This is a genomic window from Microbispora sp. NPDC046933 (assembly GCF_040644635.1).
Classification (GTDB): domain Bacteria; phylum Actinomycetota; class Actinomycetes; order Streptosporangiales; family Streptosporangiaceae; genus Microbispora.
In genome coordinates, this window is the sequence record NZ_JBEYWW010000004.1 from 290,821 (window position 1) to 307,461 (window position 16,641).

16 protein-coding genes are annotated in these 16,641 nt (G+C 72.5%); 8 read left to right on the plus strand and 8 right to left on the minus strand.

Annotated elements, in window-relative coordinates; translation table 11 throughout:
* Nucleotides 1-61: 61 nt before the first annotated feature.
* Nucleotides 62-1,384 carry an FAD-dependent oxidoreductase gene (locus tag ABZ857_RS07680; RefSeq protein WP_357039139.1) on the plus strand — a complete coding sequence of 441 codons (1,323 nt, stop codon included), beginning with the start codon at nt 62-64 and terminating at the stop codon, nt 1,382-1,384.
* A 12-nt stretch (nt 1,385-1,396) separates the two neighbouring features.
* Here the strand turns inward: ABZ857_RS07680 and ABZ857_RS07685 are convergent, their stop codons facing one another.
* On the minus strand, nt 1,397-2,041 hold the full coding sequence (locus ABZ857_RS07685) for an NYN domain-containing protein (RefSeq protein WP_357039142.1): 645 nt from the start codon (nt 2,039-2,041) through the stop codon (nt 1,397-1,399).
* Nucleotides 2,042-2,250: 209 nt separating this feature from the next.
* Between ABZ857_RS07685 and ABZ857_RS07690 the strand changes: the two genes are divergently transcribed.
* Together ABZ857_RS07690 and ABZ857_RS07695 are read left to right on the plus strand one after the other, a co-directional pair.
* Nucleotides 2,251-3,441, plus strand: coding sequence for an aldolase (locus ABZ857_RS07690; protein WP_357039144.1), 1,191 nt, complete (start codon nt 2,251-2,253; stop codon nt 3,439-3,441).
* A gap of 98 nt (nt 3,442-3,539) precedes the next feature.
* Nucleotides 3,540-5,120, plus strand: a complete 1,581-nt coding sequence (locus tag ABZ857_RS07695; protein ID WP_357039147.1) for an FAD-dependent oxidoreductase — start codon at nt 3,540-3,542, stop codon at nt 5,118-5,120.
* 93 nt (nt 5,121-5,213) lie between these two features.
* Here ABZ857_RS07695 and ABZ857_RS07700 read toward each other — a convergent pair whose 3' ends face one another.
* The 3 genes from ABZ857_RS07700 to ABZ857_RS07710 form a co-directional block, all read right to left on the minus strand.
* The gene (locus ABZ857_RS07700) at nt 5,214-5,894 is read right to left on the minus strand and encodes a copper homeostasis protein CutC (RefSeq protein WP_357039150.1); all 681 of its coding nucleotides are present in this window, start codon (nt 5,892-5,894) and stop codon (nt 5,214-5,216) included.
* A gap of 51 nt (nt 5,895-5,945) precedes the next feature.
* Complete coding sequence (locus tag ABZ857_RS07705; RefSeq protein ID WP_357039153.1) at nt 5,946-6,641, minus strand: GNAT family N-acetyltransferase; 696 nt, start codon at nt 6,639-6,641, stop codon at nt 5,946-5,948.
* A gap of 216 nt (nt 6,642-6,857) precedes the next feature.
* On the minus strand, nt 6,858-7,610 hold the full coding sequence (locus ABZ857_RS07710; protein ID WP_357039156.1) for a GntR family transcriptional regulator: 753 nt from the start codon (nt 7,608-7,610) through the stop codon (nt 6,858-6,860).
* 536 nt (nt 7,611-8,146) lie between these two features.
* Between ABZ857_RS07710 and ABZ857_RS07715 the strand changes: the two genes are divergently transcribed.
* Genes ABZ857_RS07715 through ABZ857_RS07725 form a run of 3 tightly spaced genes read left to right on the plus strand, consistent with a single transcriptional unit; the run spans nt 8,147 to nt 9,958 of the window.
* Nucleotides 8,147-8,680, plus strand: a complete 534-nt coding sequence (locus ABZ857_RS07715) for a flavin reductase family protein (RefSeq protein ID WP_357039159.1) — start codon at nt 8,147-8,149, stop codon at nt 8,678-8,680.
* 32 nt (nt 8,681-8,712) lie between these two features.
* Nucleotides 8,713-9,468, plus strand: a complete 756-nt coding sequence (locus ABZ857_RS07720) for an SDR family oxidoreductase (protein ID WP_357039162.1) — start codon at nt 8,713-8,715, stop codon at nt 9,466-9,468.
* A 10-nt stretch (nt 9,469-9,478) separates the two neighbouring features.
* A complete protein-coding gene (locus tag ABZ857_RS07725) occupies nt 9,479-9,958 on the plus strand; it encodes a TIGR00725 family protein (RefSeq protein ID WP_357039165.1) in 480 nt (159 codons plus the stop codon).
* A gap of 6 nt (nt 9,959-9,964) precedes the next feature.
* On the opposite strand, the gene ABZ857_RS07730 is transcribed toward ABZ857_RS07725, so the two are convergent.
* The 3 genes from ABZ857_RS07730 to ABZ857_RS07740 all read right to left on the minus strand — a co-directional run bounded on the left by ABZ857_RS07730 (nt 9,965) and on the right by ABZ857_RS07740 (nt 13,798).
* Entirely contained in the window at nt 9,965-10,789 is an 825-nt protein-coding gene (locus ABZ857_RS07730; RefSeq protein WP_357039167.1) for a hypothetical protein, read from the minus strand.
* A 46-nt stretch (nt 10,790-10,835) separates the two neighbouring features.
* On the minus strand, nt 10,836-12,323 hold the full coding sequence (locus ABZ857_RS07735) for a glycoside hydrolase family 3 N-terminal domain-containing protein (RefSeq protein WP_357039170.1): 1,488 nt from the start codon (nt 12,321-12,323) through the stop codon (nt 10,836-10,838).
* Nucleotides 12,324-12,421: 98 nt separating this feature from the next.
* Nucleotides 12,422-13,798: an alkaline phosphatase D family protein gene (locus tag ABZ857_RS07740; protein ID WP_357039173.1), complete on the minus strand. Its 1,377-nt coding sequence runs from the start codon at nt 13,796-13,798 to the stop codon at nt 12,422-12,424.
* Between the two features lie 95 nt (nt 13,799-13,893).
* Here ABZ857_RS07740 and ABZ857_RS07745 point away from each other — a divergent pair, with 95 nt between their 5' ends.
* The gene (locus tag ABZ857_RS07745; protein ID WP_357039176.1) at nt 13,894-14,565 is read left to right on the plus strand and encodes a TetR/AcrR family transcriptional regulator; all 672 of its coding nucleotides are present in this window, start codon (nt 13,894-13,896) and stop codon (nt 14,563-14,565) included.
* On the plus strand, nt 14,562-15,290 hold the full coding sequence (locus tag ABZ857_RS07750; protein ID WP_357039179.1) for a DNA alkylation repair protein: 729 nt from the start codon (nt 14,562-14,564) through the stop codon (nt 15,288-15,290). Before ABZ857_RS07745 ends, ABZ857_RS07750 begins: the two co-directional genes overlap by 4 nt.
* On the opposite strand, the gene ABZ857_RS07755 is transcribed toward ABZ857_RS07750, so the two are convergent.
* Nucleotides 15,244-16,641 (minus strand): aldehyde dehydrogenase family protein, encoded by a 1,398-nt coding sequence (locus ABZ857_RS07755; protein WP_357039182.1) that lies wholly within the window; start codon nt 16,639-16,641, stop codon nt 15,244-15,246. The genes ABZ857_RS07750 and ABZ857_RS07755 overlap by 47 nt on opposite strands.

The following is a 16,641-nucleotide window of genomic DNA, read 5'->3' on the forward strand; positions in this document are numbered from 1 at the left end:
GCAGGGCGACCGGCGGTGATAAAGAATCACTGGTAGAGGACGCCCGCCGCTGCTGGAGGCCATGGTGACACTGCGCGTCGCGATCGTCGGGTCGGGCCCGGCTGGGATCTACACGGCCGAGGCGCTGGTCAAGCAGTCGCACGATCCCGTCGAGGTGGACGTCCTCGAACGCCTGCCGACGCCGTACGGGCTCGTCCGGTACGGCGTCGCGCCCGACCACACGTCGATCAAGTCGATCGCCGGCTACCTGCGGAGGGTGCTGGAGACCCCGGGGGTCCGCTTCCTGGGCGGCGTCGAGCTGGGCGCGGACCTGTCGGTGGACGACCTGATGTCCTGCTACGACGCCGTCGTCTACTGCACGGGCGCGATGGTCGACAGGCACCTCGGCGTCCCGGGCGAGGACCTGCCGGGCAGCGTCGCGGCGACCGACTTCGTCAACTGGTACTGCGGCCACCCCGACGTCCCGCCGAACGCCTTCTCCCTCGACGCGGAGGACGTCGTCGTCATCGGCGTCGGCAACGTCGCGGTGGACGTGGTGCGGATCATGGCCAAGACGGCCGACGAGCTGCGCGGCACCGACGTGCCCGAGGAGGTGCTCGACCGGCTGGCCGCCTCTAAGGTGAAGCGCATCCACATGGTCGGCAGGCGCGGCCCGGAGCACGCGAAGTTCACCCTGAAGGAGCTGCGCGAGCTCGGCGAGCTGCTCAACGCCGACGTCCTCACCTTCCCCGACGAGATCGCGGTCGCCGACCTGACGACGTTGTCGCGACAGGTCAAGGGCAACGTGGACGTGCTGCGGTCGTGGTCGGAGCGCAAGCCGGCCGACCGGCCACGCCGTCTGGAGGTGCGCTTCTGGCTGCGCCCCGTGGAGATCCTCGGCGTGTCCCGGGTCGAGGGCGCACGGCTGGAGCGGACCCGGCTGGAGGGCGGGCGGGTCGCCGGGACGGGCGAGTTCGAGACGATCCCGGCGGACATGGTGATGCGCTCGGTGGGCTACCAGAGCGTGGCGCTGCCCGGGGTGCCGTTCGACCCGGGGTCGATGACGGTGCCGAACGTCGCGGGAAGGGTGGCGGAGCGGCAGTACGTCGCGGGCTGGCTCAAGCGGGGGCCGACGGGCGTGATCGGGACCAACAAGTCCGACGCCGCCGAGACCGTGCGCACGCTGCTCGCCGAAGCGGTGCCGGGAACCGCGACCACCCGGCTGGACGACCTGCTCGCCGCGCGCGGGCTGAGCCCGGTGACGTACGAGGACTGGCTCGCGATCGAGGCAGCGGAGGCAGCGCTGGCCGGCAACCTCAGGAGAGGCGAGCGGGTGAAGCTGGTGGGCAGGGACGCGATGCTGGGCGCGTGCGGCCGGCTCGCCCGGCCGGGCGGCGCGACCTGAGGGACGCCCCGGTCAGGACCAGTGGGCCGGCCGGTGGTAGCGCGCGCCGTCGCGGCCGGGCACGAGTTCGGGAAGCTGCGACTGCCGGATGAGCGCCTCGCCGAGGGGGAACCAGGCGTCGCTCGCGAGGCGCAGGCCGTCCGAGCGCCTGCCGGGCGGGAAGACGGAGACGACCCGGGTCTTGCCGCCGCGCCGGGCGTCCACCTGGCGCACCGCCTCGATCGCCGCGCACAGGTCGGAGTCCGCCGACAGCAGCAGCACCATGTCGACCAGGTCGAGCGCCACGTCGCCGACCATGGCGGCGGCCAGGGCGACGTCGGACTGCTTCTCCTCGTAGGTCCGCCAGGAGACGCCGCAGGCGCGGCAGGCGGCCCGCTGCTCCTGGAACCGCCCGAGCACCACCTCGACGCCCAGGGTCTCCAGGGCCGCCTGGTAGGTCTGCTGGCGGGCGAGGGCACGAGCGTCGCCCCGGATGGGGGCGGTGAAGTAGCGGACGGCGGTCAGCGTCTGCCCGGTCCTCAGCAGCCGAAGAGCCAGCGCCCGTAGATCGAGCCAGAGGTAGCGGCGTCCCCGCAGGGAGCGCAGTCCGTAGTAGAGGTTGAACCCGTCGACGTAGACCCCGACACGCACGACTTGGGGAACGGGGTTGTCGCGCACCGCCATCATCTCCTAACATGGAGTCACCGCGCCCGCGGCTACGTCCCCGGGCTCTACGGCCCCCGGTAGGGGGCCGTTTCTTTATCTCCACCGATTCGCTCATCTGTTCGATCGGCTGTTTGAGGAAAAGGATAGCCAACGCTGCGTTGTCATGCAGCGACGTTGCGTGATTGCGCTCACCGTGGCGGGACTCTGCGAGGATCGTCTCCATGGAGACGACGCTGACCGGCGCGGACGGGCCGCTCGACGGGCTGCTCGACGGCTTCGCCGGCGCCCATCGCGAGCAGCTCGCCCGGTTCCCCGTACGGGAACCCGCGTGGCAGCCGGTGCACACCGTGTACGTGCCCGCGGACCGGGTGACGGCGGACATCGTCCAGCGGTGGCGGCACGCCGCCACCGACCTCCTCCACCGGCTCCTGTTCACCCCCGCCGAGCTGGCCGCGCTGTTCGAGCTCGACCCCGAGCTTGCCCAGCCCGTGCACGACCGCGTACGCAGGAAGCTGCACGCCGAGCCGATCGAGGACCTGCGGATCGACTTCGAGGACGGCTACGGCCAGCGCTCCCCCGACGAGGAGGACCGGCATGCCGAGTCGGCGGCGGCGGCCGTGGCCGCGATGCACGAGGCGGGCACGCTGCCCCGCAGGTGGGGGCTGCGGGTGAAGTCGTTCGCCGACGGCGACCCCCGGCGCTCGGTGCGCACGCTCGACGGGTTCCTGACCGGGGTCGTGCGGCGGGCCGGCCGGCTCCCCGGCGGGTTCACGGTGACGTTCCCCAAGGTCCTGATGGAGGACTACCTGCGCCAGTTCGCCGGCTGCCTGGAGGCGCTGGAGCGGGCGTTGCGGCTGCCCGACGGCACGCTGCGCTTCGAGATGCAGGTGGAGGCCCCGCAGACCGTGCTCATGCTCCAGCGGTCGGCCGACCTGGTGCCCTCGCTGGGCGGCCGGCTGGCGGCCGCCCACTTCGGGGTGTTCGACTACACGGCCGCGCTCGGGCTGCCGCCGGACGAGCAGCGGCTCGACCACCCGGCCTGCGACCACGCGCGGCACGTCATGCAGACGGCGCTGTCGGGGACGGGGGTGGAGTTGTCGGACGGCTCGCTGGCCGCGGCCCCGGCCTCGGACGCGGCGGCCGACGTGCACGCCCTGCTGCGCAGGCACTCGGCGCTGGTGTCGCACTCGCTGGCGCACGGCTTCTACCAGGGCTGGGACATGCACCCCTCGCACCTCGTCAGCCGCTTCACGACCGTGTACGCGTTCCACCTCGCCTGCTACGAGAAGTACGCCGACCGGGTGCGCGCCTGGCAGGAACGGCGCGAGGCCGCGGGAGGCGTGCTGGACGAGCCCGCGACGATCAGGACGCTGGTCGCCGCCCTGGCCCGGGCCGACCGGGCCCTCTGCTGAGGTTTGCCATATCGGCAACGTTCCTTGCCACTCTCGCTGCCCGTGCCGCACTGTTCGACAGCAGACATCTGAAGCAGACGTCGACACAGGAGGCAGGGGTGGACGAGAAGAAGTACGACGTGGTCGTGGTGGGCGGCGGCGCCGCGGGCCTCAGCGGCGCCCTGGCGCTGGCGCGGGCACGGCGGTCGGTGCTGGTGGTGGACGCCGGGGAGCCGCGCAACGCACCCGCCGGGCACATGCACAACTACCTCGGCCGGGACGGCACGCCGCCCGCCGAACTGCTGGCGGCCGGGCGCGAGGAGCTCTCCCGCTACGGCGTCGAGGTCGTCACCGGGCGGGCCGAGGCCGCGACTCGGGAGGGCGATGACTTCCTTGTGACGCTGGACGACGGGCGTGCCGTCCGGGCCCGCCGCCTGCTGGTGGCGACCGGGGCCGTGGACGAGTTGCCCGACGTGCCGGGCCTGGCCGAGCGGTGGGGTCGCGACGTGCTGCACTGCCCGTACTGCCATGGATGGGAGGTCCGCGGCCGGCGCATCGGCGTGCTGGCGACCGGGCCGCTCTCCGTCGAGCAGGCCCTTCTGTGGCGGCAGTGGAGCGAGGACGTGGTGTTCCTGGCCCACCACTGCCCCGCGCCGTCCGAGGAGGAGGCCGAGCGGCTCGCCGCACGCCGGATCCCCGTCGCCGAGGGCCCGGTCACGGGCATCGAGGTGACCGGCGACGCGCTCACCGGGGTGCGGCTGGCCTCCGGCGAGGTGGTCGCGCTCGACGCGCTCGTCGTCGGGGCGCCGCTCACCGCCCGGGCCGGCGTGCTGGAGTCGCTCGGGCTCAAGCCGGTCGAGATGGAGCTCGGCGGCCACGCGGTGGGCACGCGGATCGCCGCGGAGCCGACCGGGGCGACCGCCGTGCCCGGTGTCTGGGTGGCGGGGAACGTGACGGACCTGCGCGCCGTGGTGATCGCGTCCGCCGCGGCGGGCCTGGCCGCCGGCGCGGCGATCAACATGGATCTGATCAACGAGGAGACCCGGGAGGCCGTCGACGCCTACCGGCACGAGGTGCGCACGCTGTTCGAGGAGGCGGCCTGGGAGGAGCGGTACCGCTCCCGGCCGGCGATCTGGAGCGGCCGCCCGAACCCGCAGCTCGTCGCCGAGGCCGCCGAGTTGCCCCCGGGCCGGGCCCTCGACGTCGGCAGCGGCGAGGGGGCCGACGCCGTCTGGCTCGCCACAAGGGGCTGGCGGGTGACGGGAGCCGACATCTCCGCCACGGCGCTGGAGCGGGCCGCCGCCCACGCCGCCGACGCGGACGTCGCGGACCGCGTCGAGTGGGTGCGCGCGGACCTGCGCGACCATGCCTTCCCCGAGGGCGCGTACGACCTGGTGTCCGCGCAGTACATGCACCTGCCGGGCGAGGCCAGGCGGACGCTGTTCGCCCGGCTGGCCGCCGCGGTGGCCCCCGGCGGCACCCTGCTGATCGTCGGGCACCACCCGTCCGATCTGCTGACCAAGGCCCGGCGGATGCACTTCCCGCAGATGATGTTCACCGCCGAGGAGGTCGCGGCGTCGCTCGATCCGGCCGAGTGGGAGGTCACGGCGGCCGAGGCCCGGCCGCGCACGGCGGTGGACCCGGAGGGGGGCGAGGTCACCATCCGCGACGCCGTCCTGGTCGCCCGCCGCCGCGCCTGAGCTGCGCATTCACAACCGCGCGGTCACAACCACACGGTCACAGCCGCACAGTCACAGCCGCGCGGTCACAGCCGCGCGGTCACAGCCGCGCGGTCACAGCCGGTCGACGATGCGGCGCCAGCGCCGGACGCGGTCCGGGTCGACCGGCTCCCGCCACGAGCCGCGTACGGCGCTGCCCACGTGGAAGGCCCGGACGCCGTAGTCGAGCAGCACGGGGACGTGCTCCTCGCGCAGGCCGCCGCCGGCGAGCACGAGCGAGGCGTCCCCCGCCTCGGCCCGCGCGCGTAACACGCCGAGGCCGCTGCCGACGCCCTCGGGCGAGCCGGACGTGAGGACGGTCGCCAGGTTCGGCAGCAGCCGTACGGCACGCCAGGCGGCCCGCACGTCGGCGGCGTGGTCCACGGCGCGGTGGAAGGTCCAGGGCAGCGGCGAGACCGCGTGGATCAGGGCGTCCGTCGCCTCCCTGTCGACCGACCCGTCCTCGGTCAGGAAGCCGAAGACGAACCCCGCCGCGCCGGCCTCGGCGAGTTCCTTGACATGGCCGCGCAGCCGGTCGAGCTCCTCCGAGGTCACGGTGAACCCGGCGTTGCAGCGGAGCATGACCATCTGCGGCAGCCCGCACTCGCGCGCGATCTCCGCGACGAGGTCCGCCGAGGGGGTGAGCCCGCCCGAGTCCATGTCGGACACGATCTCCAGGCGGTCCGCTCCGCCCTCCTCGGCGGCCACGGCGTCACGCAGGTCGAGCGCGATCACTTCAAGGAGGGATCCCGTCATGAAGTGAACAGTATCCGGTCCCTTTGCGGTGCCTCACGGCATCCGCCCTGTTCAGCACTCGATCAACTCGTTGTGCGCGGTGATGTCAAGAACCTTCCAGGCTTGCGCCGCATGTCCCGAGCGAGGGGCAGGCACCACAGGCGCAGGGCGAGGGGCTCCCGGGAGCGCGGCGCAGGCGTCCCGCTCGAACAGCGCGCCTGAGGCATCGCGCTCGAACAGCGCGCCTGAGGCTCGGTGCGGCAGGTCGACGGTGCGGACGTGCCGGAAGCCCGCCCTCCGGTAGTACGACTGCAGCCGGGCGTTGCCCTTGGCGCAGTCCAGTCGCAGGTACGGCCGGTTGTGCATGGCGGCCCGCAGGGCGGCCCAGTCGAGCAGCGCCTCTCCCAGCCCCTGGCCCGAGTACGTCCTGCTCACGGCGAGCTTGTGGACGTAGAGCGCGTCGTCGGGGCGGTCGGCGGGGGTCCAGAACTCGGGGTCGGCGTGGCCGTCCACGGCGATCGTGGCGGCCGGCACCCGTCCGGCCTCTTCGCCGGTGTCCTCTCCGGTGTCCAGGAGGTACATGACGCCCTCGCCGATCAGCGGTTCGATGCGCTCGGCGGGAAAGCCCCCGGCGGGCCACTGCCGTACGCCGAGGCCGTTCAGCCACCCGGCGGTGCGCGCCAGCAGGGCGAGGACCCCCTGCAGGTCGGCGGGGGTGGCGCGACGCAGCGTGAGTTCCGTAACAAGATCCAGGGTGTTCGCGGGCATGCCTGATTCCTTTCGTGCCGACGGCGGCGGTTTGATCACTGAGAGTGACGGCTTAATGCCGTACAGCGTCCGTCCGGAGACGGCGGACCCCGCTAGGGCGCGCGGGTGCGGCGTGGTCCCCTGCCGGGGTCAGGAAGGGAATCGCGGGAGAGGCCCTCCGGAGGAGGGCCCGGCGGCCGGGGACGCCCGCTCAGACCAGGGGGCGTCCGGGCCTCGTCAATGACGTTCCAGCTCGTATCGGATCAGATGCTTGTCTGCGGGCAGCACGGACACGGCGACGCGGACGGGCGTGTCGTCGGCGTCGTAGCCGACCCTGGTGTGGACGACGACCGGAGTGCCGGGCTCCAGCTGGAGCCGTGACGACTCGTCAGAGGTCGGCATGCGGGCCGAGAGGTCGTCGATCACGCGGACCTGGAGATGGCCCAGCTCCTCGAGCACCCGGTTGGCCCCGCGCGTGATGTCGCCGGGCCGGGCGATCTCGGAGTCCCCCACGATCTCCAGGGGGAAGTACGAGTCCAGCGTGTTGTACGGCTGGCCGTCCACGAAGCGCAGCCGGCGGCGCACGACGGCCAGGGCGCCGTCGGCGAGGGCGAGGCGGGTGGCCACATCCTCGGGCGGCTCGACGATCGAGACCTCGATCCTCTGGTCCGCCGTACGGCCCTCGGAGAGAACCGCGTGGACGAACGTGTCGAACCGCCGCCCCTCCTGGTCGTACGGGAGGAACTCGTCCTGGGGGCGCATGAGGAGGGGACGGCGCTCGCGTACGAACGTTCCACGCCGGCGCATCCGCAGGATGAGACCCTCGTTCTCCAGCTCACCCAGCGCCAGCCGTACGGTGTTGCGGCTGACGCCGTGCGCCTCCATGAGGTCGGCCTCGGTCGGGATCTGGTCGCCCGGCGCGAGTTCGCCCGCGTAGATGGCCCTGCGTACCTCGGCGGCCACCTGCTGGTAGAGCGACGATCGTGCCATCTTTCCTCAATCCACCCTTTTGTTCCAACAAATCTAGAGGATCTCGGTCTACCGGGAAACAACCCCTTGACCGGAGCCCACCCAGCCGCGCATTATCCAAACGTTGGTACAAATCCATCCAATGGAGGTGGGCCCGTGCGGGCGGTCGGTGCGAGAACGCCGAACCTGTCCTGGCGCGAGCCCGACCTACCCAGAGCCAGACCTATCAGAGCGACGGGAACGACATGTCAGAGCTGTCGGTATCCACCGACATGACCGCCTTGTGCGGGAACGGCGTGACATGCCCGAGCACGCGGTATCACCGCACGCCGGAGCGGCCGTACGAGGCCGGCCGCTCCCCATGGACTCCGTGCGATTGAACGAGGTCTCGACCCCAACCCTCGCCGGGGTCGAGGTCTCGCGCCGGGGCGGAGCGCGTCCTGGCGGGTCCCCCACGCCCGCCAGGACGCGCCACCGTTAATCGCGCACAGGGGAATGCATCGCCTCCCGCCCTCCTTGACCTCATGGGGAGGCGCGACTGAGGAGGCACGTGCGCGATGAGCATCCCTGTGGCCCGGAGGGTCGGCCATGACGGGGCCAGGAGGATTCCGGCCGTCAATCCCCAGCACTTCAGGAACGTTCTCGGCAGGTACGCCACCGGTGTGGTGGCGGTCACCGCGATCGACCCGCGGACCGGGGAGCCGGGCGGCCTGGCCGTCAACTCCTTCACGTCCGTGAGCCTCGACCCGCCGCTGGTCTCGTTCTGCGTCTCGGAGACCAGCACGAGCTGGCCGCGCCTGAGAGCCGCGGAAACCCTGTGCGTCAACGTGCTCGCCGACCACCAGGGGGAGGTGTGCGAGCGGTTCGCCGCGAAAGGCGGGGACAAGTTCTCGGGCCTGTCGTGGGCACTGTCCCCCGGCGGCGCGCCCGTGCTGGACGGCGCGCTCGCCTGGATCGACTGCACGGTGGACAAGGAGCACCCCGCAGGCGACCACGTCATCGTCGTCGCCCGGGTCACCGGGCTGGACCGGTACGACGACGGCGGCCCGCTGGTGTTCTTCCGCGGCGCGTACGGAAGCTTCACTCCCTGACGCCGGAACCGACCGGTCGGTATGCTGCCCGCATGACTCTGTTCTCGGTGGAAGGCAAGACGGTCGTCGTCACGGGCGGGTCCCGGGGCATCGGGAAGATGATCGCGCGGGGGTTCGTCGACGCGGGCGCCACCGTCTACATCTCCTCACGGAAGAAGGACGAGCTGGAGGCCACGGCCGCCGAGCTGGGCTGCCACGCCGTACAGGCGGACCTGTCCACCCCCGACGGCGTCGAGGCGCTGGCACAGGCGGTGTCGGAGCGGGAGAGCCGGCTCGACGTGCTCGTCAACAACGCCGGGGCGAGCTGGGGCGCGCCGCTGGAGGAGTACCCGGAGCACGCCTTCGACAAGCTCTGGAACATCAACGTCAAGGGCGTCTTCTTCCTCACCCGCCGCCTCCTGCCCCTGCTGCGCGCCGCCGCGTCGCCCGGCGACCCGGCACGAGTGATCAACATCGGGTCGATCGACGGGCTCCGGGTGCCGTTCATGGAGAACTACGCGTACTCGGCGGCCAAGGCCGGCGTCCACATGCTGACCCGGCACCTCGCTCACCAGCTCGCCCGGGAGTCGATCACGGTCAACGCGATCGCGCCCGGGCCGTTCGAGTCGAAGATGATGGCCTTCGCGCTCGACGACCCCCAGATGCGCGGCGCGATCGAGAGCAACGTCCCGCTGGGCCGGATCGGCAGGCCCGACGACATGGCCGGCGCGGCGATCTTCCTGGCCTCACGCGCCGGGTCCTACCTGACCGGCGCCGTGATCCCGGTGGACGGCGGCATCTCCGCCTAGCCTTGTGCGCATGTGGCAGGTGGCGGTGTGCGGACCGGGCGAGTGCACCCCGCAGGAGGCCGAGGCGGCCCGCGACGTGGGCCGCCTGCTGGCCGAGCGCGGCGCCGTCGTGCTGTGCGGCGGGTACGGCGGGGTGATGGCCGCCGCGGCGGCGGGCGCCCGGGAGGCCGGAGGCGTCGTGGTCGGCGTCCTGTCCGGCCGGGACCGTGCCGGGGCGAGCCCGGACCTCACCGTGGCCCTTCCCACCGGCCTGGGCGAGGCCCGCAACGCGCTGATCGTGCGGGCCGCAGACGCGGTCGTCGTCGTGGGCGGCTCCTGGGGCACGCTGTCGGAGCTGGCGCTCGCCCAGCGGGGCGGCACGCCGGTCGTCACCCTCGGCGGGTGGCGGGTCGTCGACGCCGAGGGCCGTCCGGTGCCCGGTCCTGTGGCCGCGACCGGCCCGGCCGACGCCGTACGGCTGGCGCTCCGGATGACCGGACCGCTGATCTGACCGGGTTCAGCCCTTGAGCATCTCGGCGAGGGTCTCGGCGAACAGGTCCGGCGCGGCCAGTTCGTCCCGCAGGAACAGGTAGGGCTCGGTGAGCTCCAGCTCGATCAGGACCGGCTCGCCGTCCGGCATCCGCACCAGATCCACCCGGGCGTACAGCAGGGTGTGCGGCACGGCGGCCAGAACCCGCTCGGCGAGGGCGAACTGGTCGTCGTCCGGGTCGCGCAGCGTGGCGCGGTTCTCCGCGGTCTCCGCCACGCCGGTGAGCATCGGGTGGCGCCGTACGGCGTGGCTGAACTGGCCGCCGAAGTACAGCAGCGACAGCTCCCCCTCCTGCTCGACGGACGCGATGTACGGCTGCACCATGACCGTGCGGCCCGCGGCGAGCAGCGTGGCCGCGTGACCGGCGGCGGCGTCCCGGTCCGTGGTGCGGATGGTGTCGCGGGCCCCCGCGGAGACGGCGGGCTTGACGACGTACTCGTCCCACTCGGGCAGATCCGTTCCGGGTTCGGCCCAGTGGGTGGGAACCGTGGGCACGCCGAGCGTGCGCAGGTAGGTCTTGTCGGTGTTCCACTCGATCACCGACGCCGGGTTGAACAGCCGCGTCACCGACTCCACCCGGTGGGCCCACGCGACGAACTCGTCACGGCGGTCGATGTAGTCCCAGGGCGACCGGACGACCGCCGCGTCGAAGTCCGACCAGTCGACGCGGGGGTCGTGCCAGTTCACCGGAGAGCCCTCGATGCCGGCCCCGAGCCAGGCGGCGAGGACGATCTCCCGCTCGTCGTCCCGCTCGGCCGCCGGATGGTCCGTGGTGACGTATGCGACCTTCATGACGCTCCCATCCGCATGTCAGCAGTGACCAATGCTATGGGCAATGTCAGGCGAGACCGGCCAGCACCTCGGCCGCCGCCTGGCCGCAGACCCGGGCGGCGCCGTGCGTCGCGATGTGGACCGCCCCCAGGTCCGTACGGCCCGGCAGCCCCATCTCGACCACGACGCCGTCCGGCCGGGCGGCCAGCAGGCGCTCCAGCAGGTCCGTCTGCCAGGGGTGGCGGTGGGCGTCCCGCACCACGATGACCAGGGGCCGGTCGGCGGCCTGGCTCAGCACCGTGCCGGCGACGCCGTTGTTGACGTCCGGCTCCCGCAGCCGGGCGACCGTGGTGCCGGGCAGCAGCTTGCTCAGCGGCTCCCCCGCGCCCCACGGCATGCCCTTGTCGATCGCGAGATTGGTCTCCGGCGCCAGCTCCACCACATGCGGGGCCGCGGGCAGCGGCAGCACGCCGTCCGCCCCGCGCCGGGTCACCCGTACGGCCCGGCGGGCGGCGACCAGCCCGATCTCGTCCGGGCGGTCGTCCACGGGCGGGGCCTGCGCCTGCCAGGCGGTCAGGGCGCGCACCCGCGCGGCGGCCTCGGCGAGCCGCTCCTCCGACAGCCTGCCCTCGGTCACCGCGTCCGCCACGGCGTCGCGGATGCGCTCGTAGGTCGCCTCGTCGGCGTTCTCCCCGCCCACGCAGACCGCGTCGGCCCCGGCCGCCACGGCCATCGCGCTCGCGCCGCCCAGGCCGTACCGGCCGGAGACGGCGGCCATCTCGATGCCGTCGGTGACGATGAGGCCGTCGAAGCCCAGCTCCTCCCGGAGCAGGCCGGTGAGGACGCGGGGGCTGAGCGTCGCCGGCAGCTCCTCGTCGTACGCCGTGACCAGCAGGTGGCCGGTCATGATCGAGCGCACGCCCTCGTCGATGGCCACCCGGAACGGCCACAGCTCGACCTCGGCCAGCTCCTCACGGGAGACCGTGACGCGCGGGACGCCGTGGTGGGAGTCGACCGACGTGTCGCCGTGCCCGGGGAAGTGCTTGGCGCAGGCCGCCACGCCGGCGGACTGCAGGCCGCGGATCCAGGCGGCGGTGTGCCGTGCGACGAGCAGCGGATCGGCGCCGAACGACCGCAGGCCGATGACCGGGTTGTCCGGGTTGGAGTTGACGTCGGCGGCCGGGGCGAAGTCGATGTTCACCCCCGCCGCCCGCAGGTCCCGCCCTATATCGCGGGCCACCCGCTCGGTCAGCTCCACGTCGTCCACGACGCCCAGGGCGTAGTTGCCCGGCCTCGAGCTGCCCGTGCGGGCCTCCAGTCTCGTCACCTCCCCCGCCTCCTCGTCGATGCCGATCAGGATCTCGGGATTCTCCGCGCGCAGGGCCGAGGTGAGCGCGGCGAGCTGGGCCGGGGTGTCGACGTTCCGGGAGAACAGCACCACACCGGCGAGCCCGCCGGCGAGCCGCCGCCGCACCCAGTCGGGGGCGGTGGTCCCGGCGAAGCCGGGCAACAGGACCGTGTCGGCCAGACGGAGCAGGTCAGGGCTTCGCTTCATGCTGCGCCCACAGGGCATCGCTCAGGCATGCCCCGCAATCTAATAGGAAAGTTTCCTATTTGCTAGGGGGCAGGCCTGGGTTGTCGCCCGTTTCCCGATCACACGTCGGTGCGGTGGAGCCTGTTCTCCTTCACCTCGAAGCCGGCGATCGTGGTCAGCGGCGCGCCGGGACGGTCCACGAAGGCCACGGCCCGGTAGTCCGCGCGGAAGTTCTCCATGTCCGCCACGCAGGACACGTAGCCGTGGCGGCTGTCGAAGAAGGCGATGTGCGGGTTCAGCGTGAGGATCGCGCTCGCGTCGGTGATGCCCGGCATGCTCGTCACCGACGGCCCGACGAACTCGACCCCAAGTGCGCGGGAGGCCGGATCCGCCCAGTCGGCGCGCACGTCGCAGGCGTACGCGCTGTGCACGTCGCCGCTCAGCACGACCAGCCCGTCGGGGGCGGCGGCGAGCACGCGGGCGCGCGAGTCGGGGTAGCCGTCCCAGGCGTCGGCGCTGACGGGTTCGAGCGGGAACTTCCGCTGGGAGAAGAACACCGCCTGCGCGAGCACCTTCCACCGGGCCGTCGATCCGCGCAGCCGGTCCGTCAGCCACTTCTCCTGCTCGGCGCCGAGCATGTCGCGCCCCTCGCGGTACTGCCGGGTGTCGGCGAGCAGGAAGTCGGCCACCCGGCCGTACGGCCGCCAGCGGTGGTTCTGGAGGCCGGACCCGGACGGATGGACGCGCAGCGGCTGGTGCTCGTAGTACGCCTTGAACGCGGCGGCCCTGCGCTTGAGGAAGGCGGCCGGGCTGCCGCCGTCACCGGGCAGCGCGCCCGCCCAGTTGTCGCGGACCTCGTGGTCGTCGGGGATCGCGACCCACGGCGCGGCGGCGTGGGCGGCCTGCAGGTCCGGGTCCATCTTGTAGCGGGCGTAGCGGTCGCGGTAGGCGCCGAGCGTCGTGCACTCGGCCGTCGACTCGAGCGGGCGGACCCAGCGGCCCGGCTTGGGGTTCTTCGGCTTGCCGTACTCGTAGATGTAGTCGCCGAGGTGGAGGACCAGGTCGGGCCGCTCGGCGGCGAGGTGGCGCAGCGCGGTGAAGTAGCCGTGCTCGTAGCGCTGGCAGGAGACGAAGCAGAACCTGACCGGGGCGGTCGAGTCCGGGCCGGGCGCGGTCCTGGTGCGGCCCACCGGGCTGACGTGGCCCTCTATTGAGAAGCGGTAGAAGTAGTCGGCCGCGGGCCGCAGCCCGGTCACCCGTACGTGCACGCTGTGCGCCCAGTCCGGCTGCGCGGGCGCGGTGCCCGACTGGACGACCTTCGTGAACGCCTCGTCCTCGGCGAGCTCCCACCGTACGGTCATCGCCCGGTTGGGCATGCCGCCGGGCAGTGTCGGATGCAGCGGCTCGGGGGCCAGACGGGTCCACAGGATCACGCCGTCGGGTAACGGCTCTCCTGACGCCACCCCCAAGGTGAACGGATACCCCAATTTCGCCATGGGTTCGATCCTGCCCTACCGATTCCGTTCATGCGGGGAGGTCGGCCGAGCCGAGAATGTGAACAAGCCCTTGCTTGACGGCCATAATGGGAGCCGTGAACCAGCGTAAGGACTCCGGCGGCACGGCGGCGCCGGTCAAGGCGAAGCGGGGGGCGGCCGGTTCTCCCTCCGAACGGCGCGACCACCTCGTCAAGCTCGCCGCCGAGTTGTTCGCGCGCAAGGGCTTCCAGGCCACCACAGTGCGGGAGATCGCGCTTGAGGCCGGCATCCTCTCCGGCAGCCTCTATCACCACTTCGACTCCAAGGAGACGATCGTCGACGAGGTGCTGCGCACCTTCCTCGAGGATCTGATCACCCGCTACCGCGCGGCGCTGGGCACGCACGCCGACCCGCGTTCGGTCCTGGCGGAGATGGTCCGCATCGGCTTCGGCACCCTGGAGGACCACCGGGCGGCCATCACGGTCATGCAGAACGACTGGAACTACCTGCGCTCGCTGCCCGGCGACCGGTTCGACTACCTCGTGCGGGCCGAGGACGAGGTCGAGCGCATGTGGGTGGAGCAGATCACGAGCGGCCAGGCCGCCGGGCAGTTCCGCCCCGACGTCGATCCCAAGCTCACCTACCGGATGATCCGCGACACGATCTGGGTGACCGTGCGCTGGTTCCGCCCCGGCGGCAGGCTCGACACCGACGCCCTGGCCGACCACTTCGTCAAGCTGCTGTTCGACGGCCTGGCGACCGGCGAGCGGGCGAGCCAGCCGTCATGACGCTACTGAAGGCCGTACGGCTCGCGCTGACCGAGCTCGCCGACCCCGCGCGTGCCGCCTCCATGCGGTCGTACATGAAGTCGGAGATGCCGTTCCTCGGGGTGACGGCCGTGCCGCGGCGGGCCGCGCTGCGCAAGGTCTTCGCCGAGCACCGGCTGGACAGCGCCCCCGAGTGGCGCAGGGCGGTGCTGGCGCTGTGGCGCGAGGCGGAGTACCGCGAGGAGCGCTACGCCGCCATCGAGCTGTCCGCGCACCGCTTCTACCGGTCCTGGCAGACGCTCTACACGCTCCCCATGTACGAGGAGATGATCGTCACCGGCGCCTGGTGGGACCTGGTCGACGACATCGCCGTGCACCGGATCGGCACGCTGCTGCGGCTGTATCCCGAGAGCATGCGCCGCCTGGTGCTGGAGTGGGCGCACGACCCCGACCTGTGGAAGCGGCGCACCGCCATCCTGTGCCAGAACTCCTTCAAGGACCGGACCGACGTCCACCTGCTCTACGCCTGCATCGAGCCGAGCCTGTCGGACACCGACTTCTTCGCCCGCAAGGCGATCGGCTGGGCGCTGCGGGAGTACGCGAAGACCAACCCGCAGGAGGTGCTCCGCTACGTGAAGCACCAGGGCCTCAGCGGGCTGAGCCGCCGCGAGGCCCTGCGCAACATCCCCGGCGAACAGGTCACGCGGGACGGAACGAGTCGCGCGCCTGCGGGGCCGCGTGCTTGATCATGAGGTGCCGGGTGACCGAATACTCCAGCACGGCCTCCTGGCTCATGTCCTTGCCGAACCCGCTGCCCTTGACGCCCCCGTGCGGCGCCTCCGAGGCGATCGGCAGGTGGTCGTTCACCCACGTCACGCCCACGTCCAGCCGGTGGGAGACGCGCAGCGCGCGGGCCACGTCCGTGGACCACACCGACGAGGCCAGCCCGTACGGCGTGGCGTTGGCGAGCCGCACCGCCTCGTCCTCGCCGTCGAACGGCATCGCCACCAGCACCGGGCCGAAGATCTCGTCCCGCACGATCTCGCTCGCCGGGTCGGCGTCGGCGATCAGCGTCGGCGTGTAGTGGAAGCCCGGGCCGTCGATCGGCCCGCCCCCGTGGACGACGCGGCCGGACGCCCTGGTCACGAAGCCGTGGACCCGCTCGCGGTGCTCGGCGCTGATCAACGGGCCGATGTCGGCGTCCGCCGCCCAGGGGTCGCCCGGCCGCACGCGGGCGACGGCCTCACGCAATGCCTCGACCGCCTCGGCGTACCGCGACCTTTCGACGTACACCCTGGTCGCGGCCGTGCAGTCCTGGCCGGTGTTGTAGGTGGCGCCCATGACGACCCCGGCCGCCATGTCCTCCATCGAGGCGTCGGCGAACACGAGCGCGGGGGCCTTGCCGCCCAGCTCCAGATGGACCCGCTTGAGGCCGTCCACCGCGCCGCGCATGACCTCGCGGCCGGTGGCGGTGGACCCGGTGACGCTCACCATGTCCACACCGGGGTCGGTCACCAGGGCCCGCCCCACGTCCGCGCCGCCGGTCACCACCCGTACGAGGCCCTCCGGGGCCCCGGCCTCGGCGAACAGCTCGGCGAGCCGCAGCGTGGTGCGCGGCGTCCTGGGCGCCGGCTTGATCACGACGGCGTTCCCCGCGGCGACGGCCGGGCCGATCTTCCAGATCGCCATGATGAACGGGAAGTTCCACGGCGCGATCGCCCCCACGACCCCGATCGGGCGTCTGATCAGCACGGACGTGTATCCGGCGCTGAACACGCCGGCGCCCGTGCCGTCCAGGGACCTGGCCGCGCCGGCGAAAAACCGGAGGTTGTCGGCGGCGAACGGCAGCTCGCCGTCCCGGAACACGGCGGCGGGTTTGCCGGTCTCCTCGACCTCCAGCCGGGTCAGCTCCCCGGCGTCCCGCTCGACGAGGTCCGCCAGGCGCAGCAGCACCAGCGCCCGCTCCCCCGGTGTGGTCTCGCGCCACTGCTCGAAGGCCTCCCGGGCCCCGTGTACGGCCCGCGCCACCCCGTCGAGCGGGGTGTCGGGCACCTCCTCGATGATCCGGCCGTCGGCGGGATTGATCAATGTCGTCAT

Bases quoted from the DNA above. Each gene is read 5' to 3' on its own strand.
- ABZ857_RS07730 (WP_357039167.1), bottom strand. From the start codon at position 10,789: ATGAAGGTCGCATACGTCACCACGGACCATCCGGCGGCCGAGCGGGAC.
- ABZ857_RS07720 (WP_357039162.1), top strand. From the start codon at position 8,713: ATGACTCTGTTCTCGGTGGAAGGCAAGACGGTCGTCGTCACGGGCGGG.
- ABZ857_RS07735 (WP_357039170.1), bottom strand. From the start codon at position 12,323: ATGAAGCGAAGCCCTGACCTGCTCCGTCTGGCCGACACGGTCCTGTTG.
- ABZ857_RS07725 (WP_357039165.1), top strand. From the start codon at position 9,479: ATGTGGCAGGTGGCGGTGTGCGGACCGGGCGAGTGCACCCCGCAGGAG.
- ABZ857_RS07755 (WP_357039182.1), bottom strand. From the start codon at position 16,641: ATGACGACATTGATCAATCCCGCCGACGGCCGGATCATCGAGGAGGTG.
- ABZ857_RS07715 (WP_357039159.1), top strand. From the start codon at position 8,147: ATGAGCATCCCTGTGGCCCGGAGGGTCGGCCATGACGGGGCCAGGAGG.
- ABZ857_RS07705 (WP_357039153.1), bottom strand. From the start codon at position 6,641: ATGCCCGCGAACACCCTGGATCTTGTTACGGAACTCACGCTGCGTCGC.
- ABZ857_RS07680 (WP_357039139.1), top strand. From the start codon at position 62: ATGGTGACACTGCGCGTCGCGATCGTCGGGTCGGGCCCGGCTGGGATC.
- ABZ857_RS07700 (WP_357039150.1), bottom strand. From the start codon at position 5,894: ATGACGGGATCCCTCCTTGAAGTGATCGCGCTCGACCTGCGTGACGCC.
- ABZ857_RS07740 (WP_357039173.1), bottom strand. From the start codon at position 13,798: ATGGCGAAATTGGGGTATCCGTTCACCTTGGGGGTGGCGTCAGGAGAG.
- ABZ857_RS07750 (WP_357039179.1), top strand. From the start codon at position 14,562: ATGACGCTACTGAAGGCCGTACGGCTCGCGCTGACCGAGCTCGCCGAC.
- ABZ857_RS07710 (WP_357039156.1), bottom strand. From the start codon at position 7,610: ATGGCACGATCGTCGCTCTACCAGCAGGTGGCCGCCGAGGTACGCAGG.
- ABZ857_RS07690 (WP_357039144.1), top strand. From the start codon at position 2,251: ATGGAGACGACGCTGACCGGCGCGGACGGGCCGCTCGACGGGCTGCTC.